Raw genomic sequence first — 22,303 nt, 5'->3', positions numbered from 1 at the left:
CCGAAAGCAACACCATGTGGAACAACGTTCGCCAGCTCAATCTTGCCGCCAACGCATTGCATGTGTTGCTGGTGCTCGTGCTGCTGGCGGCGGGCGCTTACTGGCTGATCCAGCGCCCGAATTTCGCACTGCGCCAGATCCAGATCGACGGCGACACCGAGCACATCAATTCGCCGACGGTGCGCGCCGGCGTAGTGGGGCGCTTGAAGGGCAACTTCTTCACGGTCGATCTCGACGTCGCGCGCCAGGCGTTCGAGCAGATGCCGTGGGTGCGTCACGCGAGTGTGCGGCGAGTCTGGCCGAATGCGCTGGCTGTCACGCTCGAGGAGTACAAACCGCTGGGGACGTGGGGCAGCGATCAACTGGTCAGCGTCGACGGCGATCTGTTCACCGCGAATCAGGGCGAGCTCGAACAGGAGCTGCCCGCGCTCGACGGACCGGACGGCACGGCGAAGGAGGTGGTCGCGCGTTATCACGACTTCCAGAAGTGGTTCGCGCCGCTAAACGCGACGCCCGAAGAAGTCACGCTGTCGCCGCGTTATGCGTGGACGGTGAAGCTGTCGAACGGCACGCAGGTGGAACTTGGCCGCGAACGCAATCAGGACACGCTGCTCGATCGCAGCCAGCGCCTGACGGCGGCGTGGAGCGCGGTGACGCAACGCTGGGGAAAGGATATCGAGTATGCGGACTTGCGCTATCCGAACGGTTTCGCGATTCGTGCCGCTGGCATGCGCTTTATCAGCGAACCCGACAAGGGCAAGAAGTAAACGGACATCACACGCAATGAGCACGCTATGAGTAAAGACTATAAAGATCTGCTGGTCGCCCTCGACATTGGGACGTCGAAGGTCGTGGCCATCGTCGCCGAGTTGAAGGGCGAAGGTCACTACGAGGTGATCGGCCTCGGCCAGAGCGAATCGAAGGGGCTCAAGAAAGGCGTGGTGGTGAATATCGAAGCCACCGTGCAGTCCATTCAGCGGGCGCTCGAAGAAGCCGAGCTGATGGCCGATTGCAAGATCACGAACGTATTCACCGGGATCGCGGGCAGCCATATTCGCAGCTTCAACTCGAGCGGCATGGTGGCCATCAAGGAGAAGGAAGTCACGCAGGCCGACGTCGCGCGCGTGATCGAAACGGCGAAGGCGATCAACATCCCGACCGATCAGCAGGTGCTGCATATCCTCACGCAGGAATTCATCATCGACGGTCAGGAAGATGTGCGCGAGCCGATCGGCATGAGCGGCATTCGCCTGGAAGTGAAGGTGCACATCGTCACCGGCGCGGTCAGCGCGGCGCAGAACATTGTCAAGTGCGTGCGCCGCTGCGGGCTCGAGGTGAACGATCTGATCTTGCAACCGCTCGCGTCGTCGCTCGCGGTGCTGACGGAAGACGAAAAGGAACTCGGCGTGGTGCTGGTCGATATCGGCGGCGGCACGACGGACATTGCGATTTTCAGCGAAGGCGCGATCCGTCATACGGCGGTTATCCCGATCGCCGGCGACCAGATCACGAGCGATATCGCGATGGCCTTGCGCACGCCGACGCCGGACGCCGAAGACATCAAGGTGGATTACGGCATCGCCAAGCAGGCGCTCGCCGATCCGGACGAGATGATCGAAGTGCCGGGCCTTGGCGAGCGCGGTCCGCGCACGCTGTCGCGCCAGGCGCTGGCGGCGGTGGTCGAGCCGCGGGTCGAAGAACTGTTTTCGCTCGTGCAGCAGGTGGTGCGCGAGTCGGGTTACGAGGAACTGCTGAGCTCGGGCGTGGTGCTGACCGGCGGCGCGTCGATGATGCTCGGGATGGTCGAACTGGGCGAGGACATTTTCCTGAAGCCCGTGCGTATCGGCGTGCCGGAGTACGCGGGCGGTCTCGCCGACGTCGTGCGCAATCCGCGCTTTTCGACCGCGATGGGGCTGCTCGTGGAAGGACGCTCGCAACGCATGCGCGGCCGCAAGGTCGCGGTGCAGTCGGGTTCGATGGGACAGGTGTTCACGCGGATGAAAGACTGGTTTCTCGGCAACTTCTGACGCACGGGTTTGCTTGCATGGGTTCGGCTGAACGGGTTTCGAACAGGTTCCAAAAAACACGCGCTGGTGCCGGCGGCCGGCGCGCGACAGGGGGTTGCCCGATCTCCTGCCGAATAACGGCCGAGTGGCTGTAATTATTTATCTTGACGGAGGCAACATGGAATTCCAGATGCTGGAAACCGAAACGAACGGCACCATCATCAAGGTGGTCGGAGTAGGTGGCGCTGGCGGCAATGCCGTCCAGCACATGATCAACAAAGGCGTGCAAGGCGTCGACTTCATCGTGATGAACACGGACGCGCAGGCACTGTCGCGCTCGCGCGCCACCGCGGTGATCCAGCTCGGCAACACGGGTCTGGGCGCGGGCGCGAAGCCGGAAATGGGCCGCGCCGCCGCCGAAGAAGCCCGTGAGCGCATCGCCGACGCACTGCGCGGCGCGCACATGGTCTTCATCACGGCCGGCATGGGCGGCGGCACGGGCACGGGCGCAGCACCCGTGGTCGCGCAGATCGCCAAGGAAATGGGCATCCTGACCGTTGGCGTGGTCAGCAAGCCGTTCGAGTTCGAAGGCGGCAAGCGCATGCGCGTCGCTGAAGCCGGTTCGCAGCAACTGGAGGATCACGTCGATTCGCTGATCGTCGTTCTGAACGACAAGCTGTTCGAGGTGATGGGCGACGACGCCGAGATGGACAAGTGCTTCCAGTGCGCCGACGACGTTCTGAACAACGCAGTGGCCGGCATCGCGGAAATCATCAACGTCGACGGTCTGGTGAACGTCGACTTCGAAGACGTGAAGACGGTGATGGGCGAGCAGGGCAAGGCGATGATGGGTACGGCGACGGTCGCCGGTGTCGATCGCGCGCGTCTGGCTGCCGAGCAGGCCGTCGCCAGCCCGCTGCTGGAAGGCGTCGATCTGTCGGGCGCGCGCGGGGTGCTGGTGAACATCACGTCGAGCCGTTCGCTGCGTCTGTCGGAAACGCGCGAAGTGATGAACACCATCAAGAGCTACGCCGCTGAAGATGCAACCGTGATCTTCGGTGCGGTGTACGACGATGCGATGGGTGATGCGCTGCGTGTCACGGTCGTCGCAACCGGACTGGGCCGTGCGGCGAAGAAGCAGCAATCGGCACCGATGACGCTGCTGCGCACCGGCACGGACAACCAGCCGGTCGGCGCGATGCAGCATGCGGCTTACGCACCGTCGGCGTCGCACGCGAGCACCGCCGATTACGGCGCGCTGGACACGCCGGCGGTGTGGCGCACCTCCCGCGACACGGCGGCGTCGCACGTGCAGGCGCTGCAGGAAAAGGGCGTCGATACGTACGACATTCCGGCGTTTTTGCGCAAGCAGGCGGACTGAGCGCGAGCAGCTTTCGTTGCCGCGCCGCTTGGAGCGGCGCTGGCCGACGAATGCACGAGCGTGGCGGGTGAACGGCGAACAGGTCGCGTATCGTCAGATTCGCGACAAGGACAAGTGCCCTCTTCGGATTCGCGAAGCGGATGGGGCGACTGTCGCCGGACGGCGGAGCTATGATTGGCTAAGGGCGAATGCAGCCCAGCCGAGTGTGGCCCGGCCTGACGCGGCCCGGCCTGACGCGGCGCGGCCGATTTTCACTTCGACACGACAGCGTGCGAGCGTGCTTCGCATCGACGCAAAGGACTGAGCATGATTCAAGCAGGTGACAAGCTGCCCGACGCGACGCTCTTCGAGCTTATCGAAGATGAGCGGGCGGGCTGCACGATCGGGCCTAACAGCTTCGACGTGCGCGAGCAGACGGCGGGCAAGCGCGTGGTGATCTTCGGATTGCCGGGCGCGTTTACGCCGACCTGTTCGGCCAAACACGTACCGGGCTATGTCGAGCACGCTGAGCAGTTGCGTGCTCTCGGCATCGACGAAATCTGGTGCGTGTCCGTCAATGACGCGTTCGTAATGGGCGCGTGGGGACGCGATCAGCACGCCTCGGGCAAGGTGCGCATGATGGCGGACGGCAGTGCGGCTTTCACACGGGCGCTCGGTCTCGAGCAGGATTTGTCGGCGCGTGGCATGGGAATCCGTTCCCAGCGCTACGCGATGGTGGTCGACGACGGCGTGGTCAAGACGTTGAACGTCGAGGCTGCCGGCAAATTCGAGGTCAGCGATGCAACGAGTATTCTCGCCGCGCTGAGCCAGTGACATGAGCGTCGCCCCTTCGCCCCGGCCCGGCGTGCTTTCGCCGCGTTGTGCCGGGGCAACGGTGAGTAAGACGCTTTTGTGACAGGCCGTTACGCGGGCCGATGGCCGGAAACGCCTCCGTTCCGGACATCGGCCCTCATGCTTGCCCGACAGGCGCGCGTTGGGTAATGCGGCGAAACAGATTGATACGTTCCGTGCGATAACGCACGTAAGGGTGTTGGAGTATAATCGGCGCTATGGAATAAAAAGTCCCGATTGGGATTTTCAATCGAATAGAAGATCACCATGTTGAAGCAGCGCAGTATTAAATCAATCGTGAAGACAGTTGGCATCGGCCTGCACTCGGGCCGTAAAGTCAATCTGACGCTCCGCCCGGCCGCCCCGGATACGGGCATCGTGTTCTCGCGCGTGGATTTACCCACCCCGGTGGACATCCCCGCGTCGGCGATGGCGATTGGCGATACCCGGCTCGCTTCCGTGCTGCAGAAAGATGGCGCGCGCGTGTCGACCATCGAACACTTGATGTCCGCCTGCGCCGGTCTTGGCATCGACAACCTGTATGTCGAGGTGACTGCCGAAGAAATCCCGATCATGGACGGCAGCGCCGGCTCGTTCGTGTTCCTGATCCAGTCCGCGGGCATTGAAGAGCAGAACGCGGCGAAGAAATTCATCAAGGTCACCAAGCCGGTCGAAATTCGCGACGGCGACAAGTTCGCGCGTCTCGATCCGTTCTTCGGTTTCAAGCTCAAATTCACGATCGACTTCCGTCACCCGGCCGTAGACAAGACCGGTCAGGCGCTCGAAGTGGATTTCGCCAACACATCGTACGTTCGGGAAATCGCGCGTGCCCGCACGTTCGGTTTCGCGCATGAAGTCGAAATGATGCGCGAACTGGGTCTGGCACGCGGCGGCAGCATGGACAATGCGATCGTGCTCGACGAATACCGCATCCTCAACAACGACGGCCTGCGCTACGACGACGAGTTCGTGAAGCACAAGATGCTCGACGCGATCGGCGACCTGTATGTGGTCGGCCATCCGTTGCTGGCTTCTTACGACGCATACAAGTCAGGTCATGGCCTGAACAACGCGCTGCTGCGCGAGTTGCTGGCCCACGAAGACGCGTACGAAATCGTCACTTTCGACGATACCCACAAGGCGCCGCGCGGTTTCGCCTACGAGACGCAGACGGCTTTTGCATAACGCGTGTGGTTTGCAATGGGCTGGGTAGGCAAAGACAGTTCACGCAGATAGAAAAAAACGGCCCACGCGGGCCGTTTCTTTTTCTCAGCGATTTCTCCGGTGCCGGGCAGCCATTCTCGCCAGCGCTTCCTGTAGCGGCGACGGCGCGAGCGATTCACTGAGCGCATGCAGCGCCTCGGCGCCTGTCGGCGTCATGCGCGCCTGCTTGACCGGCGGCGGTTCTTTGACCGGCTGCGGCCGCACGCGAATCCGCAATGCATTGACCGGCCAGCCGCGCTGCTGCAAATCCGCCAGCAGGCGCGGCTCCAGATGCCGCAAGCGCGCGGCGAGCGCGTTGTGCGCGGCAAAGAGGGCCAGCACGCCTTCCTTGATGAAACCCGGCTCGACGCTCGTCGCCAGATAATCGGGCAACAGCGCACGCAAGTCCTTCTCCAATGCCGTGATCTGCTCGACGCCCGCGCGCAGCGCGGCGAACGCGTCGGTGCGATTGAGCACCTCGGCGACCGGCTGTGGGCGGCGCGCGCCGAACTGCTTGGGCGGCGGCCTTGAAAAGGACGGAATACGGCTCATGTTCGATAGTGACGGCGTGTTCGCGCCCAATGCGCGCCCACGTCGCAATTGTACCGTGCGGGATGCACACGGGCCCGCCTCAATGCTTGCTGTCAACGGTTGCTGCGGCGGGCTCCGGATGCCCGCCCGCCGTCGCACCGGCGACACGGGCGCCGCCGGGGCCGCGTGCTAAAATGCCCGATTCGAATTCACTCTTGGACTAAGCCGCCGAGGCCCTTCCGACCCCGGAGCGCGCGTGCACGCACCGCACGCCGCGACCAGCCGAAGCCGCGACGCAGACACCGATCCGATGACCACCGGTTTTCTACAGAAGATTTTTGGCAGCCGCAATCAGCGGCTCGTCAAGCAATATCAAAAGACCGTCGCGGCGATCAATGCGCTCGAACCGCAGATCGAGCAATTGACGGACGATCAACTGCGCGCCAAAACGGGTGAATTCCGCCAGCGCGTGGCGAGCGGCGAGTCGCTCGACAAGCTGCTGCCCGAAGCTTTTGCGGTGTGCCGCGAGGCCAGCAAGCGGGTGCTGAAAATGCGCCACTTCGACGTGCAGCTGATCGGCGGCATGGTGCTGCACTACGGCAAGATCGGCGAAATGCGCACTGGTGAAGGCAAGACGCTCGTCGCCACGCTGCCGGTGTACCTGAACGCGCTGTCGGGCCGCGGCGTTCACGTGGTCACGGTCAACGACTACCTCGCCCAACGCGACGCCGAATGGATGGCGCGTCTGTACAACTTCCTCGGGCTGTCGGTCGGCATCAATCTGTCGCAGATGGATCACGAGTCGAAGCAGCAAGCGTACGCCGCCGACATCACGTACGGCACCAACAACGAATTCGGCTTCGACTACCTGCGCGACAACATGGTCTACGAGACCGAAGCGCGTGTGCAGCGAGCGCTGAACTTCGCGGTGGTCGACGAGGTCGACTCGATCCTCATCGACGAAGCGCGTACGCCGCTGATCATCTCCGGCCAGGCCGAAGACCACACTGAACTGTACGTGCGGATGAACGCGCTGCCGCCGCTGCTCGAACGCCAGATCGGCGAAGAGAAGGCGGACGGCACCGGTGTCGAAAAGCCCGGCGACTACACGCTCGACGAAAAAGGCCGTCAGGTGTTTCTGACCGAGTCGGGTCACGAGAAGGCCGAGCGCCTGCTCGCCGAGTGGGGCCTGATCGGCGAGGGCGAAAGCCTGTATGCGCCGCAGAACATCACGCTGATGCACCACGTGTATGCGGCGCTGCGCGCGCACACACTGTTCTTCAGGGATCAGCACTATGTGGTGCAGAACGGCGAAGTGGTGATCGTCGACGAATTTACCGGCCGTCTGATGGCGGGGCGCCGCTGGTCGGATGGCTTGCACCAGGCTGTCGAGGCGAAGGAACACGTGAAGATTCAGAGCGAGAATCAGACGCTCGCCTCGATCACGTTCCAGAACTATTTCCGCATGTACGCGAAGCTGGCCGGCATGACCGGCACGGCCGACACGGAAGCGTACGAATTCAACGAGATCTATGGTCTCGAAACGGTCGTGATCCCGACCAACCGTCCCCCCAGGCGGATCGACAAGCAGGATCAGATCTACAAGACCGCCAAGGAACGGTACGACGCGGTGATCCGCGACATCCGCGATTGCTACGAGCGCGGTCAGCCGGTGCTGGTCGGCACGACGTCGATCGAAAATTCCGAGCTGTTGTCGCATCTGCTCAAGCAGGCCGGTTTGCCGCACGAAGTGCTCAACGCCAAGCAGCACGCGCGGGAAGCCGAGATCGTCGCCGAAGCGGGGCGCCCCAAGCGCATTACGATTGCCACCAATATGGCCGGCCGCGGTACCGACATCGTGCTCGGCGGCAACGCGGAAAAGCAGGCGTCGTTCATCGAGCAGGACGAGACGCTGTCCGACGACGAGAAACAGCGCCGCATCCAGAAGCTGCACGATGAATGGCAGGCGCTGCACGATCAGGTGAAGGCTGCGGGCGGTCTGCATATCATCGGCACCGAGCGTCACGAATCGCGCCGGATCGACAACCAGTTGCGCGGCCGTGCTGGCCGTCAGGGCGACCCGGGCTCATCGCGCTTCTATCTGTCGCTGGAAGACCCGCTGCTGCGCATTTTCGCCGGCGATCGCGTGCGCGCGATCATGGACCGTCTGAAGATGCCGGAAGGCGAGGCGATCGAGGCGGGTATCGTGTCGCGCTCGATCGAGTCGGCGCAGCGGAAGGTCGAAGCGCGTAACTTCGACGTTCGCAAGCAATTGCTCGAATACGACGACGTCTCGAACGATCAGCGCAAGGTGATCTACCAGCAGCGCAACGAGTTGCTCGAGGCGAACGACATCACCGAGACCATCGGCGCAATGCGTCATGGCGTGGTGGCCGACATCGTTCACCAGTTCGTGCCGGCGGGCAGCATCGAAGAGCAGTGGGACGTGCCCGAACTCGAAGAAGTGTTGCGCAACGAATGGCAGCTCGACCTGGCGATCCAGGAAATGATCAACGAGTCGAACTCGATCAGCCCTGACGAAATTCTCGAAGCCGTAGAAGCCGCCGCGGACGAAGCGTACGAAGCCAAGGTCGAACTCGTGGGCCGCGAGTCGTTCAGTGCGTTCGAGCGCTCCATCATGCTGCAAACGCTCGACCGTAGCTGGCGCGAGCATCTGGCCGCGCTCGACCACCTGCGCCAAGGCATCCATCTGCGCGGTTATGCGCAGAAAAACCCGAAGCAGGAATACAAGCGCGAGGCGTTCGAACTGTTCGCCGCGATGCTCGAGGCCGTGAAGCTCGAAGTCACCCGCATCGTGATGAACGTACAGATCCAGTCGCCGGAACAGCTTGAAGAAGCCGCCGACCAGTTCGAAGAGCAGGGCAGCCATCTCGAGCACGTCGAGTTTCGCCACGCCGAATTCGCCGAGGCCGGTTCCGCGGCACCCGTCGCAGCCGAAGCGGCCACCGCCGCGATGATCGGCGACGCAATGAGCCATGGCCACGGCCACGGTACGTCCCCGCAAGTGGCGTCGAACATGAGCGCGGACAGCGTGCCGAAGGTTGGCCGTAACGATCCGTGCCCATGCGGCAGCGGCAAGAAGTACAAGCAGTGCCACGGCAAGATCGCGTAAGACTGAAGGCGGCGCGCTCCTGAGCGCGCCGCTTCGATTTCGCTGGGCTTGGCCGTTGATTTCGCGGTGGTCCGCGCAACCCGCGCGGTCACCAGTTTCGTTTCCCTCGATGCCGGCGCCCGCCGGCATTTTCTTCGACAGGTCGCGACCATGGCTGTCAATTTCCCCTCGATCGATCCCGCTCAACTCCATCCCGTGGCCGGCGTTACGCTGGGCTGGGCAGAGGCGAATATTCGCAAGCCGAACCGCAAGGACGTGCTCGTTATTTCCGTCGACGAAAGCGCGACCGTGAGCGGTGTGTTCACGCAAAACCGTTTTTGCGCGGCGCCGGTTACGGTGTGCCGTGAGAATCTCGCGCGCGTGCGCGCGGGCGGCAAGCCGATCCGCGCGCTGGTGATCAACACCGGCAACGCGAATGCGGGCACGGGCGAACCGGGCCTCGCTGCTGCGCGCGAAACTTGCGCCGAACTCGCGCGCCTTGCGGACATCCTGCCGGAGCAGGTGCTGCCGTTTTCGACCGGCGTGATCCTCGAACCGCTGCCGGTCGATCGTTTGAAGGCCGGTTTGCCGGCCGCGCTGGCCAACCGCCAGGCTGCGAACTGGTACGACGCCGCGCAGGCGATCATGACCACGGACACGCTCCCAAAGGCCACCTCGCGCCGCGTTACGATCGACGGCCACACGGTCACGCTGACCGGCATCAGCAAGGGCGCGGGCATGATCAAGCCGAACATGGCGACCATGCTCGGCTTTCTCGCGTTCGACGCGGCCGTCGCGCAACCGGTACTTGACGAACTGGTCAAGCACGTCGCGGAGCGCTCGTTCAACTGCATTACGATCGACGGCGATACGTCGACCAACGATTCGTTCATCCTGATCGCGTCGGGCAAATCCAGCCTGCCGGCGATCGCGTCCACCGATTCGCCCGCTTACGCAGCGCTGCGCGATGCAGTGACCGAAGTCGCGCAGACGCTCGCGCAACTCATCGTGCGCGATGGCGAAGGCGCGACGAAATTCATGACCGTGCAGGTGGAAGGCGGCGCGAACATCGGCGAATGCCGCCAGATCGCCTACGCGATCGGCCATTCGCCACTCGTGAAGACCGCCTTCTACGCCTCTGACCCGAATCTCGGCCGCATTCTGGCGGCCATCGGCTATGCCGGCGTTGACGATCTCGACGTCGGCAAGATCGATCTGTATCTGGACGACGTGCTGGTCGCGACTTCCGGCGGCCGCAACCCGGCCTACCGTGAAGAAGACGGCCAGCGGGTCATGAAAAAGAGCGAAATCGGCATTCGCGTGGTGCTCGGCCGCGGCGATGCGCAAGCCACGATCTGGACTTGCGATCTGTCGCACGAGTACGTGAGTATCAACGCCGACTATCGTTCGTAATCAGGCTCGCTGCGCGGCGCCTGGCCGCGCATGTGGCCGCTTACCTCACCGTCATGGATAAACTCGAACACTTTCTGACCCGCGCCGAAGCCGTCCTCGTGCGGCTGGAAGCGATGCTACCGCCCGCGGAGCCTGACATCGACTGGGCGGCTGCGGTCGCCTTTCGCTGGCGCAAGCGCCAGGGGCGCGGCTACCTGCAGCCGGTGCCCGCCATTTCATCGATCACACTCGACGACCTGCAAAACATCGATCGGCAAAAAGGGCTGATTGAACAGAACACGCGTCAGTTCGTGCACAAGCAACCGGCCAACAACGTGCTGCTGACCGGCGCGCGGGGCACGGGCAAATCGTCGTTGATCAAGGCGTGTCTGAACGCGTATGCGAAAGATGGCCTGCGTCTGATCGAAGTGGACAAGGATGATCTGCATGATCTCGGCGATATCGTCGATCTGATCGCGAAGCGGCCCGAGCGCTTCGTGGTGTTTTGCGACGACCTGTCGTTCGAAGAGGGCGAGTCAGGATACAAGGCGCTGAAGGTCGCGCTCGACGGCTCGATCGCCGCGCAGTCGGACAACGTGCTGATCTACGCGACGTCGAACCGCCGCCATCTGCTGCCGGAATACATGAGCGACAACGAGACGTACAAGCACACGTCCGACGGGGAGATTCACCCGGGCGAGCTGGTCGAAGAAAAGATCTCGCTGTCCGAGCGTTTCGGACTGTGGGTGAGCTTCTATCCGTTCAAGCAGGACGACTATCTAGCCATCATCGCCCATTGGCTGCGGCATTTCGGTTGCGACGCAGCCGAAGTCGAAGCGGCGCGCGGCGACGCGCTCGTGTGGGCGCTGGAACGGGGCTCGCGCTCGGGGCGGGTTGCATGGCAGTTCGCGCGCGACTGGTCCGGCCGGAAAGCCTCGGCATGAGCGACGTGCAGAACAATGCCGCGGGCCGTCCGGTGACGGAAGTCGCAGTCGGCGTGCTGGTTCAGCCGGATGGGCGGTACCTGCTGGCGCAGCGTCCGGCGGGCAAGCCGTACGAGGGCTATTGGGAGTTCCCTGGCGGCAAGCTGGAAGCGGGCGAGTCGGTCGAGGCTGCGCTTGCACGCGAACTGCACGAAGAGCTGGGGATCGACGTGCAGGCGTGCCATCTTTGGCATACGCTCGAACACGACTACCCGCATGCGTATGTGCGGCTTTTCTTCTGCAAGGTGACCGAGTGGTCCGGCGAGCCGCACGGACGCGAAGGCCAGGCGTTCGTCTGGCAAGCACTGCCGGCCGGCGTCGCGCCACTGTTGCCCGCGACCATCCCCGTGCTCGAATGGCTCGCGGCCGAAAAGCACTGACTAGACTCGGCAAGAACGGAAAAATGAAGACGCGCGGCAGCGGGCGCTGCACCAGCAGCGCCGGCGTGTGCCATTGCCGCAGCGGGGGGCGCTCAATGCGGGTTGTAGTTCCCGCCAGGCGCTTCGTCCGACGACGCTTCCTGGTCGGTCCCGCCGATCTTGTATTTCTCAGCGGCCCAGGCGCCGAGATCGATCTGCTTGCAACGGTCGGAGCAGAACGGGCGGAAACGGTTTTCAGGGGTCCAGCGGACATCCTTGCCGCAAGTGGGGCATTTGACGACGGTAGGCATACGGTCAGACAGTCAATCGCAAAACGGAACAAGTAACGAATATAGGATATAGGGGCATTGCGCGCCGCTTCAAAGGCGCCTCCCTCGATCCAGATCTGGCGGGCGACCGTTGCGGACCGGCTTCTGGCCCAGCTCGCAAGCAATGTTTATAGGTCGGACTAGAGGCTGCACAGCGTGAGCTGGAACGGCACGTCGACATCCACTGCACGCGGACGCAGATCCCCGTCCTGCACTGTGAAGCGCACCCACAGCATGTACTTGTTGGCGCTCGCCTCGGGAATCACCCGCAATTCAGGTGCCACGCGAACCTGCATCAACTGATACGAACGGCCGGACAGCATCTGCTGGTAGCTGCCTTGCATCGCCATGACTTTCGACGCCTGGCCTGATTCGCGCGCGAGCCGCAGGACGATGGTGGCCGCGTCGCGCAGCGCGAGCAGCGGCGTGACCCATTTGGCGATGTCCTGGCGGCGCTGATCGGGATGCAACTGCTGCCACGCGTAGTACGACGGCAGATCGAATTTGCAGGTGCCACCCGGAATGATGGCGCGGCTGCGAATGCTGGCAAGCCACTCGTTGTCCGCAAGATGCTGGCCGGTCTTGCCCTGCATCTGTCCAAGCCCCGCGAGGGTCTGTTCGATTTCGCCAAGCACGGCTTCCAGCGCATTCTGCTCGATGCCCGGATTGCCGCGAAACGGCGCCAGCGTTTGCCGTTGACGTTCGAGTTCCTTCATCAGATCCGACTTCAGATCCGCGCGACCCGCAACCTCGGAGATTTCGAACAACGTTGTCAGTGCGACGTGATGTTCCCTGGCGTCTTCCTGAGTCAGAAAGAACGTGAAGCGCTCGAACAGATCTTCGAGGCGCAGCAGCGTCCGGATTCGCTCGTTGAAGGGATACTCGTAAAGGATCAAGCGGGCTCGCCTCGGGCGTGGTCGGTGACGGGAATGCGGAACATTCTAATGCCGTGAGACTACCCTAGCAATCACGCACTTTTTCGACGCGCGTTTGCAACTTTTTTCACATGTTTCGGGCGGTTTCTGCCGTGCTTCGGCAAACGCGGTGCCGCAAAGTTCAACGAGTCGGCGCGATAGGCCCGGTTGCATCGGTGCGCGTCCCCACTGGGTGCTTTGCGGAACAATGCGTCCAGGGCGTCTACGGTTCACGTGCCGCGAGCGACAGGTATGCGCCGTGCTGCGCGTCGACTCGAGCCTTCAGCGCGTCGAACGGCGTGTTGTCGTTGTCGATCACGTCGTCCGCAGCGGCGAGGCGCGCTTCGCGTGTGGCCTGGCGGGCGATGATCGCGAGCACCTGGTCGCGGCTGAAGCGGTTGCGACTCATTACGCGCGAGATCTGGGTCTCGACACTGCAGTCGACGGTGAGCACGCGATTCACGCGGTTCTTCCAACTGCCGGATTCGACTAGCAGCGGTACGACGGCAATGACATACGGGCCTTGCGCTTCGCGCTGCTCGCGTTCGGTCTCGGCACGAATCAACGGATGCGTGATTGCCTCGAGGCGTTTGCGGGCGCCGTCGTCCCTGAATACCAGTTCGCGCATGCTGGCCCGGTCGAGCGAGCCGTCGGCGGCGACGAACGCAGCGCCGAATTCGGCGGCAATGCGCGGCATCGCGATCCCGTGCGGCGCGGTGATGCGATGCGCGATCAGATCGGTGTCGACGAGCGGCACACCATGCGCGGCGAACAGATCGGCGACGGTCGATTTACCGCTGCCGATGCCGCCGGTCAGTCCCACGACGAACATGCTTCAGCCTCCGAGAGCCAGGTAGAGCGGCGTGCCGACAAACAGCGTGAGCGCACCGCCCGCCGCGAGAAACGGCCCGAACGGCAGCGGCTCTTCAAAACGCATGCGGCCGCGCCAGGTGGCCACAAGGCCGATCACCGCGCCGGCGACCGCCGCGATCAGCACGATTTGCGGCAATGCGGCCCAGCCCAGCCAGGCGCCAAGTGCGGCCAGCAGTTTGAAGTCGCCATAGCCCATGCCTTCGACCCCGCGCACCAGCCGGAACAGCCAATACACGACCCACAGCCCCAGATAGCCGAAGATTGCGCCGAGCACCGCATCGTGCAGGCTCGCGAACATGCCGTTGAAGTTGACGATAAGGCCCGCCCATAAAAGCGGCAGAGTCATCGAGTCGGGCAGCAGGTGTGTGTCGATGTCGATCGCGCTCATCGCGAGCAGCGCCGCGCACAGGCCGAACGCGGCGAGCGCCATGAGGGTTGGGCCGAATAGCGCGAGTGCGCCTGCCGCGAACGCGGCGCTGGCAATCTCGAGCACCGGATAGCGCAGGCTCACGTGCGCGTGACACGCTGAGCAGCGTCCGCGCAGCAACAGGTAGCTCAGCACCGGCAGGTTCTCCCATGCGCTCAGAACGTGGCCGCAATGCGGACAGGCGCTGCGCGGCACCCACAGGTTGTAGCGTGGGGGAAGACCGTCGTTGTGCGGCGGTTCGTGGGCCTCCTCGCTGATTTCCGCGCGCCACGCACGCTCCAGCATGATCGGCACGCGATGCACGACCACGTTCAGGAAGCTGCCGATCACGAGGCCGAACACGACCGCGAACGCGATCTGCACGCCTGCGGGCAAGCTGCCGAACGCGAGGCCGAGACCGGCCGCGAAGCGGCCCGGCAGCCAGCCGGAGAGCAGACGGGAAGAAGTTTCTGGCACGAGTGAAAGCGACGCCTGCATGGATAAGGGTGGATTCGGCTGCGATCCTACACCACGTTGCCCAGTTGAATAATGGGAAGATACATCGCGATCACAAGGCCGCCGACGAGCGTTCCCAGCACGACGATCACGAGCGGCTCGCACAGGCTCGAAAGCGTGCCGATCTTTTCGTCGACCTGCCGATCCGCGAGCGACGCGACGTCGATCAGCATGGTGTCCAGTGCTCCGGACTCCTCCGCAACCGCGACCGGCTGCACGACCTCGGGTGGGAAGCAGCGCGAAGCGTGCATCGCGGCCGCAAGCCGTTCGCCGCGCCTCAGCCGCTCGGCGATCTGGGCGGTGGCGTGATCGAAGAACGCATTGCCGGTCGCGTGAGTCAGCGAATCGAATGCGTCGGCGAGCGGCGTGCCGGCCGATAGCAAGGTGCCGAGCGCGCGGCTCCAGCGGGCCGCGCAGAGGGTGCCCAACAGCGGACCCGCGACCGGCAACCTTAGCGATAAACGTGCGAACCGGAGGCGCGCCGTTTCCGAGCGCCGCAGCAAAAACGTCCCGGCCCAGGTCGATGCGAAGATCATGGTGAACGCCGGTATGCTCCAGCGCGCCGCGCCGGACGATAAGGCCAGCACGAAGCGCGTCGGCGCGGGCAGCGTCGCGCCGAAGCCGTCGAAAATCTGCTTGAAGGTCGGCACTACCCAGACGAGCAACGCGGCGGTAATTGCGATGGCGAGCAACAGGATCACCACCGGATAGGTCAGTGCGGCGCGCACCTTCGCGCGTTGCGCCGCGGCGCGCTCGCGATCGTCGGCGATCCTCGCCAGCACGGCGGCAAGGGCGCCGGCCGCCTCGCCAACTTCGACGAGCTGGCAGTACAGCGCATTGAATTGCGCGGAGTGCCGTTGCAATGCCGCCGAGAAACGCAGACCTGCAGTGATGTCGCGCGCCAGTGTGCCGACGATGCGCGGCATGCCCTGGCGGCTCGAGGTTTGCGCTTGTGCGAGCAGGTCCAGCGCGGGCGCGAGCGGCAAGCCGGCACGCAGCAGGCTGGCCAGCTGCCGGGTGAACAGCGTGACGTCGGCGGCGCGAGCAGTCGGGCGCGGCGCCGGCCCGCGCGCCGTGAGTTCGACGATGAACAGATTCTCGCGTTTGAGCATCGTGCGCGCTGCGCTTGCATCGGGCGCGATCAGCGTGCCGTTTTTCTGGATGCCGTCGGTGTCGACTCCGCGCCAGGCGAAGCGCATGTCGGCCGCAATGGGTTGGTGAGTCGTACCGCTCTTCATGCAAGCTCGGTCGCGGCCAGCGCTTCATCGAGACTGGTGGTGCCGTCGCGCACACGCGCCAACGCCGCGTCGCGTAACGTCGTTACCTGTTCGGTTTGCGCGAGCTGCGCAAGCTCGTGCGTGCCGGCGCTCGCCACGATCAGCTCGCGCATTGCATCCGAGACGGGCATCACTTGATGAACCCCTACGCGGCCCCGGTAGCCGATGCCGTGACATGCCGCGCAGCCGGTCGGCGCATACGGTTGCCAGCCGTCGAGTTGATGCTCGTGGAAGCCCGCTGCGCGCAGCGCAGCCGCCGATTGCCGCGCGGGCGCCCGGCATGCGACGCACAGGCGCCGCACGAGCCGCTGCGCCGAGATCATGCGCAGCGCCGCCGCGAGGTTATAGGGCTCGACGCCGATGTCGATCAGGCGCGCCACGGCCGCGGGGGCGTCGTTCGTGTGCAGGGTCGACAGGACGAGGTGGCCGGTCTGTGCGGCTTTCACGGCGACGTCGGCGGTTTCGTTATCGCGGATCTCGCCGACCATGATCACGTCGGGGTCCTGTCGCAGAAAGGCGCGCAGCGCCACGGCGAACGTCAGCCCCGCCTTTTCGCGCACGCTCACCTGATTGATGCCGGCAAGCTGAATTTCCGCGGGGTCCTCCACCGAGCACAGATTGCGCGCCTCGCCATTCAGCAGATTCAGGAAGCAGTACAGCGACAGCGTTTTGCCGCTTCCTGTGGGTCCGGTCACGAGCACGAGACCGTGCGGCGCGCGAATTGCCGCATCGACCGACCCGCGTTGCCGCGCATCGAGGCCGAGCGAGTCGAGCGAAAGGTCGGTGGGCAATGCATCGAGCCGGCGTAACACCAGCTTTTCGCCGAATAGCGTAGGCAGCGAGTTGACCCGGTAGTCTTCGACCCGGCCGGGCGACGTCGCGAGACGCAGCCGGCCGTCTTGCGGCACGCGCCGCTCGGCGATATCCATGCGCGCCAGGACCTTCACGCGCGTAATGAACGCGTCGCGCAGATGAGCGGGCGGCGGCGCGATTTGGTGCAGTACGCCGTCGATGCGCAAACGCATGCGCCAGCCATGCTCGGCCGGTTCGATATGCAGGTCCGACGCGTTGCGCCGGGTTGCTTCCTGCAATGTGTCGGTTAGAAGACGCACGGCAGGCGCGATGTCGGGATCGGTGAGAAGGGCCGCGCCAGTTTCGGCGGCGAAGGGATTGGGCTTTGCCGGTGGCGCGCCGCGGCTCTGGGATGCGACGGGCCGGGGCGGCGCCGACGACGCGTATTGAGTGGAAGCTTGCATGAGAGACCGGGGATGAGCCGCCTGTAGAACGTGACGTCTTCATCTTCCGGTAACGCGGCCGGCGCCGCCATTCAGCCATTCGGCTAATGGCGTGCGCCGTTCGGCTGTGCGATGCTGGCGGCGGCTGAACCGCGACGGCGGGCTTAGCGCAACACCGCTTTGCCGGATTTCGCGCGCGACGGTGGCCGGAACAGCTTGACCGTGCGGATCGCCTGGTCGTCGCTGCGCATGACCTCGAGTTTGACCTCGCGGATTTGCACGCACACGTCGCCATCGGGGATGTCTTCCAGAATTTCGAGGATCAGCCCGTTGAGCGTTTTCGGCCCATCGGTGGGCAGCGTAAGTTGCAGCCAGCGGTTCAGTTCGCGCAGCGGCATGCTGCCCGCGACGATGCATTCGCCGTTCTCGTTCCAGCCGCCGCGCGAGTTGGCGCTGCGTGGAATCGACGTAGTGAATTCGCCGATCAGCTCTTCGATGATGTCTTCCGGCGTGACCAGGCCTTGCAGTTCGCCGTATTCATTGACGACCAGCGCCGTGCGCTGCCGGCTTTCCTGGAAGTACTGTAGTTGCTGGAATACGGGCGTTCCCGTTGGCACGAAGTATGGCTCGGCCAGCAATTCGCGCAGCGTCTCGCGCTCCAGTTCCTGATTGTGCAAAGCCGCGAGCGTCTTGCGAACGTGCAGCACGCCCAGCACCCGGTCGATGTCGCCCTGGTACACGATCAGCTTGTTGTGATAGCAGGTTTCGAGTTGATGCAGGATCTGTTCGAACGGTGCGTCGAAGTCGAGGGCCTCGATACGGCGGCGCGGGATCATCACGTCGTCGACGGAAATGTTTTCGAGGTCGAACAGATTGAGCAGAATACTACGGTGCTTGGTCGGCATGAAGCTGCCGGACTCCAGCACGATGGTGCGCAGTTCCTCGGTGGACAAGCGCTGGTCGCGCGCGCCTTTCATGTTGATGTGCAGCGCGCGCAGGATGCCGGTTGCGAACAGGTTCACGAACCAGACGAGCGGCCGGGCGACGCGCATCATCGGGGCAATCAGCAGGCTGGCAGGCAGCGCGATCTTCTCGGGGAACGTTGCGCCGACGATTTTCGGCGTGATCTCCGCAAACACGATGATCAGGAAAGCCACAATACCGGTTGCGATGGAGAGCACGATGTTGTTGCGGCCGAACGTGTGCAACGCGATCGACGTGGTAAGCACCGGAATGATCGTGTTGAAGAGATTGTTGCCGATCAGCACGACGCTCAGCAGTTGATCGGTGCGCGCGAGCAGGGCTTGGGTGGTCTTTGCACCGAGCACGTTCTGATTGGCAAGATGTTTCAGCCGATGGCGGTTGAGCGCCATCATTGCCGTTTCGGAAATGGAAAAGAAGCTGGAGCAGATGAGCAGCAGAAACACGGCGCCAATCTGCGCCCATAAGGGAAGTTGTTCCACGCGTCGTGAAGAATAGGGAGAGGATGGAAAGAATATAGCAGAGGGGGCCGCGTGAGCCGCCCGGGTAACCGCCGCTGGACTGGTGCAGGGCGCGTTCCGATGGTGTATCGGCGCGCGAAGCAGCCAAAGCCGCGCCCAAAACAAAAAACCGCCGAGCAAGCTGGGCGGTTTTTCGAGCCTTGAACTAGCAAGGCAAATCTGGTCGGGGTGAGAGGATTCGAACCTCCGGCCTCTACGTCCCGAACGTAGCGCTCTACCAGGCTAAGCTACACCCCGATGTGTACTGCAAACTCGGACCCATCCGGCATTTAAGTCTTATTTAAGACTGCCTCGCCGTTGAGTAAGAACATAATTCTAGCAGGCTGTCCTTGAAAATGGAACCGGGGAACGAAGAAATCGCCGCTGCTGCGGCTTGGGCTTCCTGTTTCGCACATTCGAGCGTGTGATCCAGCGCGCCCGAACGCGTGATTGCCTCGAAGATCGTCTCGAAACGGTCGGTGCCGCCCTGAACGATCGCTTCTCGCGCGAGCGCCGACTGCTCCGGCGTGCCGCGTTCGATCAGATAGATGAGCGGCAGCGTGGGCTTGCCTTCGCGCAGATCGTCGCCCGCGTTCTTGCCCATCGACTCCGCCGTGCCCGTATAGTCGAGCCAGTCGTCCATGATCTGGAAAGCCGTGCCGATGCGGCGGCCGAATTCCGCGGCGGCCGCTTCCGTTTTCGCGTCCGCGCCGGCCAGCACCGCGCCAAGCTGCGCGGCCGCCTCGAACAGCTTGGCGGTTTTGTAGCGGATCACCTGCATGTAGCGAGCTTCGTCGACGTCCGCGTCATGCATGTTCAGCAACTGCAGCACTTCGCCTTCGGAGATGATGTTGGTCGCCTCGGCCAGGATCTCCATCACGCGCATCTTGCCCACGCCGACCATCATCTGGAACGAACGCGAGTAGAGAAAGTCGCCTACCAGCACGCTCGCGGCGTTGCCGAACAGCGCATTGGCGGTCTGGCGGCCGCGCCGCAGATCGGATTCGTCGACCACATCATCGTGCAGCAACGTCGCGGTGTGGATAAATTCGACGACCGCCGCCAACTCGTGCCGGTGCCCCGTGGTTTCGCCCAACGCACCCGCCACCAGCAGCAGCAGCGCTGGCCGCAGCCGTTTGCCGCCGGCGCTGATGATGTACTCCGAAATCTGGTTAATCAGCATCACGTCGGACGCAAGGCGGTGCCGGATGACGCGATTGACCTGCTGCATGTCTTCGGCGATCGGAGTGAGCAGGCTGGCGGCGTTGGAGGAGGGGGTGGCGGTCGACGACATGATGGCTGAGTGGGGTAGTGCCGCGAATTATAAGGCGAATCGCGGCAGTTCCGGGTCGTAGGCTGCGGCGCGGCGCGTTCGGGCGGGGGCCCGGGCCGTGCGCGCAGGCGCTGCGGCAAGGTGCCGGGTGCTGCACACGATCACTCTCAACGAGTTTTGACCGAGCAGCTAACTCTATGTATAATCACGGGTTTCCGCGCGCGGTGCGTGGGAAAATGAATACAGAGTGAGGTTCTCAATGTACGCGGTCATAAAAACCGGTGGCAAGCAGTATAAAGTTGCCGTCGGCGAAAAACTTAAAGTAGAACAGATACCGGCAGACATTGACGCTGAAATCACGCTCGACCAGGTTCTCGCAGTGGGCGAAGGCGAATCGATTAAGTTCGGTACGCCGCTGGTCAGTGGGGCTTCCGTCAAGGCTACCGTCGTGTCGCAAGGTCGTCACGCAAAAGTGACCATCTTCAAGATGCGTCGCCGGAAGCACTACCAGAAGCATGGCGGCCACCGCCAGAACTATACCGAACTGCGCATCGACGCGATCAACGCGTAAGCGCGCCGGTTAAGGAGCAAATCAAATGGCACACAAAAAGGCAGGCGGATCATCCCGCAACGGCCGCGACTCTGAATCGAAGCGTCTCGGCGTGAAGGTTTACGGCGGCCAGGCTATCAACGCTGGTGGCATCATCGTGCGTCAGCGCGGCACGCGCATGCACCCCGGTGACAACGTCGGTATCGGCAAGGATCACACCTTGTTCGCGCTGACGGACGGCCACGTCCAGTTCTCGACGAAAGGCGCAGCCAGGAAGCACATGGTCAACGTCGTCCCGGCAGCGGTCTGAGTTATAGACTGGCACGGGCTTCAGGACCGGAAAAGGCCCCGCGAAGTTAGCGGGGCCTTTTTCATTGCGGCGCCTTCGCCGCAGCGCGGAGTGAATCGTCGATGCCGACGCGGCTATGCCGTTCGGCCGATTGATCGACGCGCGGCGGGCGCGGCAAAATAGCAGCATCTGATCGCAACACATCTGGCAGCACACCACGGGACGGAGTTACGCATGAAGTTCATTGACGAAGCGAGGATTGAAGTCATCGCCGGCGACGGAGGGGATGGCAGCGCGTCGATGCGCCGCGAGAAGTTCGTTCCGTTCGGCGGCCCCGATGGCGGCGATGGCGGACGGGGCGGCAGCGTGATCGCGGTCGCAGATCGCAACATCAACACGCTCATCGACTACCGGTACGCCAAGAAACATCTGGCGCGCAATGGCGAAAACGGGCGCGGCTCGGACTGCTACGGCAAGGGCGGCGACGACATCACGCTGCGCATGCCGGTCGGCACGACCATCACCGACATGGAAACCGGCGAGCTGATCGCCGACCTGACCGAACACAACCAAAGCGTGCAGATTGCGCAGGGCGGTGCGGGCGGTCTCGGCAATCTGCATTTCAAATCCAGCACGAACCGCGCGCCGCGCCAGAAGACCGACGGCAAGCCGGGCGAGCGCCGCATGGTGCGTCTCGAATTGAAGGTGCTGGCCGACGTGGGTCTGCTCGGCATGCCGAACGCCGGCAAGTCGACGTTCATCTCGTCGGTGTCGAACGCCAGGCCCAAGATCGCCGACTACCCGTTCACCACGCTTGCGCCGAATCTTGGCGTGGTGCGCGTGGGGCCGAGCCGCAGCTTCGTGATCGCCGACATTCCCGGCTTGATCGAAGGCGCGGCGGAAGGCGCTGGCCTCGGCCACCAGTTCCTGCGTCACCTGCAACGTACGGGCTTGCTGCTGCACATCGTCGACCTCGCCCCGTTCGACGAAACGGTCGATCCGGTCGCGGAAGCGAAGGCGATCGTCAACGAATTGCGCAAGTACGACGAGCTGCTGTATCAAAAGCCGCGTTGGCTCGTGCTCAACAAGCTCGACATGGTGCCCGAAGACGAGCGCGAAGCGCGTGTTTCCGCATTCGTCGAAGGCTTTGGCTGGACCGGCCCGGTGTTCGAAATTTCGGCGCTGACCGGTCAGGGTTGCGAGAACCTTTGCTATGCGGTGTTCGACTACATCGCCGCGCATTCGGACGCGCAACGAGCGGCTGAAGCCGAAGATCTCGCCGCCGATGTGCGTTTCCGCGACAAGCCCGAGGCACCGGCCGCGGCCGACGGCCCCGGTGCGGACCCGCAGGAATAGTAAGCT

General features: G+C 63.5%; 21 protein-coding genes and 1 tRNA gene. 12 read left to right on the top strand and 10 right to left on the bottom strand.

The features are described from left to right. Window positions 1-14: 14 nt before the first annotated feature. The 5 genes from ABQJ48_RS12140 (at window position 15) to lpxC (ending at window position 5,403) form a co-directional block, all read left to right on the top strand. Window positions 15-767, top strand: a complete 753-nt coding sequence (locus tag ABQJ48_RS12140) for a cell division protein FtsQ/DivIB (protein ID WP_367838256.1) — start codon at window positions 15-17, stop codon at window positions 765-767. Window positions 768-794: 27 nt separating this feature from the next. After that, on the top strand, window positions 795-2,027 hold the full coding sequence (gene ftsA / locus ABQJ48_RS12135) for a cell division protein FtsA (RefSeq protein ID WP_367838255.1): 1,233 nt from the start codon (window positions 795-797) through the stop codon (window positions 2,025-2,027). A gap of 157 nt (window positions 2,028-2,184) precedes the next feature. Then, complete coding sequence (gene ftsZ / locus ABQJ48_RS12130; protein WP_367838254.1) at window positions 2,185-3,387, top strand: cell division protein FtsZ; 1,203 nt, start codon at window positions 2,185-2,187, stop codon at window positions 3,385-3,387. Between the two features lie 306 nt (window positions 3,388-3,693). Continuing rightward, the gene (locus ABQJ48_RS12125) at window positions 3,694-4,200 is read left to right on the top strand and encodes a peroxiredoxin (protein WP_367838253.1); all 507 of its coding nucleotides are present in this window, start codon (window positions 3,694-3,696) and stop codon (window positions 4,198-4,200) included. Window positions 4,201-4,485: 285 nt separating this feature from the next. Further along, window positions 4,486-5,403, top strand: a complete 918-nt coding sequence (lpxC, locus tag ABQJ48_RS12120; RefSeq protein ID WP_367838252.1) for a UDP-3-O-acyl-N-acetylglucosamine deacetylase — start codon at window positions 4,486-4,488, stop codon at window positions 5,401-5,403. A gap of 84 nt (window positions 5,404-5,487) precedes the next feature. Here lpxC and ABQJ48_RS12115 read toward each other — a convergent pair whose 3' ends face one another. Beyond that, entirely contained in the window at window positions 5,488-5,973 is a 486-nt protein-coding gene (locus ABQJ48_RS12115; RefSeq protein ID WP_367838251.1) for a DciA family protein, read from the bottom strand. A gap of 289 nt (window positions 5,974-6,262) precedes the next feature. Between ABQJ48_RS12115 and secA the strand changes: the two genes are divergently transcribed. From secA to ABQJ48_RS12095, 4 genes are all read left to right on the top strand, one after another. Then, a complete protein-coding gene (gene secA / locus ABQJ48_RS12110) occupies window positions 6,263-9,085 on the top strand; it encodes a preprotein translocase subunit SecA (protein WP_367838279.1) in 2,823 nt (940 codons plus the stop codon). A 150-nt stretch (window positions 9,086-9,235) separates the two neighbouring features. Further along, entirely contained in the window at window positions 9,236-10,477 is a 1,242-nt protein-coding gene (gene argJ, locus ABQJ48_RS12105; protein ID WP_367838250.1) for a bifunctional glutamate N-acetyltransferase/amino-acid acetyltransferase ArgJ, read from the top strand. Window positions 10,478-10,530: 53 nt separating this feature from the next. Next, a complete protein-coding gene (locus ABQJ48_RS12100; protein WP_367838249.1) occupies window positions 10,531-11,400 on the top strand; it encodes an ATP-binding protein in 870 nt (289 codons plus the stop codon). Then, a complete protein-coding gene (locus tag ABQJ48_RS12095) occupies window positions 11,397-11,819 on the top strand; it encodes an NUDIX domain-containing protein (RefSeq protein ID WP_367838248.1) in 423 nt (140 codons plus the stop codon). Before ABQJ48_RS12100 ends, ABQJ48_RS12095 begins: the two co-directional genes overlap by 4 nt. A 92-nt stretch (window positions 11,820-11,911) precedes the next feature. Here the strand turns inward: ABQJ48_RS12095 and yacG are convergent, their stop codons facing one another. From yacG to ABQJ48_RS12050, 9 genes are all read right to left on the bottom strand, one after another. Then, on the bottom strand, window positions 11,912-12,109 hold the full coding sequence (yacG, locus tag ABQJ48_RS12090; RefSeq protein ID WP_367838247.1) for a DNA gyrase inhibitor YacG: 198 nt from the start codon (window positions 12,107-12,109) through the stop codon (window positions 11,912-11,914). Between the two features lie 158 nt (window positions 12,110-12,267). Then, on the bottom strand, window positions 12,268-13,023 hold the full coding sequence (gene zapD, locus ABQJ48_RS12085; protein WP_367838246.1) for a cell division protein ZapD: 756 nt from the start codon (window positions 13,021-13,023) through the stop codon (window positions 12,268-12,270). Window positions 13,024-13,264: 241 nt separating this feature from the next. Further along, on the bottom strand, window positions 13,265-13,873 hold the full coding sequence (coaE, locus tag ABQJ48_RS12080) for a dephospho-CoA kinase (protein ID WP_367838245.1): 609 nt from the start codon (window positions 13,871-13,873) through the stop codon (window positions 13,265-13,267). A gap of 3 nt (window positions 13,874-13,876) precedes the next feature. After that, the gene (locus ABQJ48_RS12075; RefSeq protein ID WP_367838244.1) at window positions 13,877-14,818 is read right to left on the bottom strand and encodes a prepilin peptidase; all 942 of its coding nucleotides are present in this window, start codon (window positions 14,816-14,818) and stop codon (window positions 13,877-13,879) included. A gap of 26 nt (window positions 14,819-14,844) precedes the next feature. Then, a complete protein-coding gene (locus tag ABQJ48_RS12070; protein WP_367838243.1) occupies window positions 14,845-16,074 on the bottom strand; it encodes a type II secretion system F family protein in 1,230 nt (409 codons plus the stop codon). Further along, on the bottom strand, window positions 16,071-17,369 hold the full coding sequence (locus ABQJ48_RS12065) for a GspE/PulE family protein (protein WP_367838242.1): 1,299 nt from the start codon (window positions 17,367-17,369) through the stop codon (window positions 16,071-16,073). The genes ABQJ48_RS12070 and ABQJ48_RS12065 overlap by 4 nt, the downstream gene beginning before the upstream one ends. Window positions 17,370-17,512: 143 nt before the next feature. Further along, entirely contained in the window at window positions 17,513-18,811 is a 1,299-nt protein-coding gene (locus ABQJ48_RS12060; RefSeq protein ID WP_367838241.1) for an HlyC/CorC family transporter, read from the bottom strand. 199 nt (window positions 18,812-19,010) lie between these two features. Beyond that, window positions 19,011-19,087 (bottom strand) — tRNA-Pro (locus tag ABQJ48_RS12055). Window positions 19,088-19,130: 43 nt separating this feature from the next. Beyond that, window positions 19,131-20,123, bottom strand: coding sequence for a polyprenyl synthetase family protein (locus ABQJ48_RS12050; RefSeq protein ID WP_367838240.1), 993 nt, complete (start codon window positions 20,121-20,123; stop codon window positions 19,131-19,133). Window positions 20,124-20,361: 238 nt separating this feature from the next. On the opposite strand from ABQJ48_RS12050, the gene rplU reads away from it, so the two are divergent. The 3 genes from rplU (at window position 20,362) to cgtA (ending at window position 22,297) form a co-directional block, all read left to right on the top strand. Beyond that, on the top strand, window positions 20,362-20,673 hold the full coding sequence (gene rplU, locus ABQJ48_RS12045; protein ID WP_007180329.1) for a 50S ribosomal protein L21: 312 nt from the start codon (window positions 20,362-20,364) through the stop codon (window positions 20,671-20,673). A gap of 25 nt (window positions 20,674-20,698) precedes the next feature. Then, window positions 20,699-20,962: a 50S ribosomal protein L27 gene (gene rpmA / locus ABQJ48_RS12040; protein ID WP_367838239.1), complete on the top strand. Its 264-nt coding sequence runs from the start codon at window positions 20,699-20,701 to the stop codon at window positions 20,960-20,962. A 213-nt stretch (window positions 20,963-21,175) separates the two neighbouring features. Next, window positions 21,176-22,297, top strand: a complete 1,122-nt coding sequence (cgtA, locus tag ABQJ48_RS12035) for an Obg family GTPase CgtA (protein ID WP_367838238.1) — start codon at window positions 21,176-21,178, stop codon at window positions 22,295-22,297. Window positions 22,298-22,303 lie beyond the last annotated feature (6 nt).

This window comes from Paraburkholderia suaedae (genome assembly GCF_040812055.1).
Lineage (GTDB): Bacteria > Pseudomonadota > Gammaproteobacteria > Burkholderiales > Burkholderiaceae > Paraburkholderia.
Note: the sequence above shows the minus strand (reverse complement) of the source record. Positions and strands in the feature narration are given on the sequence as shown.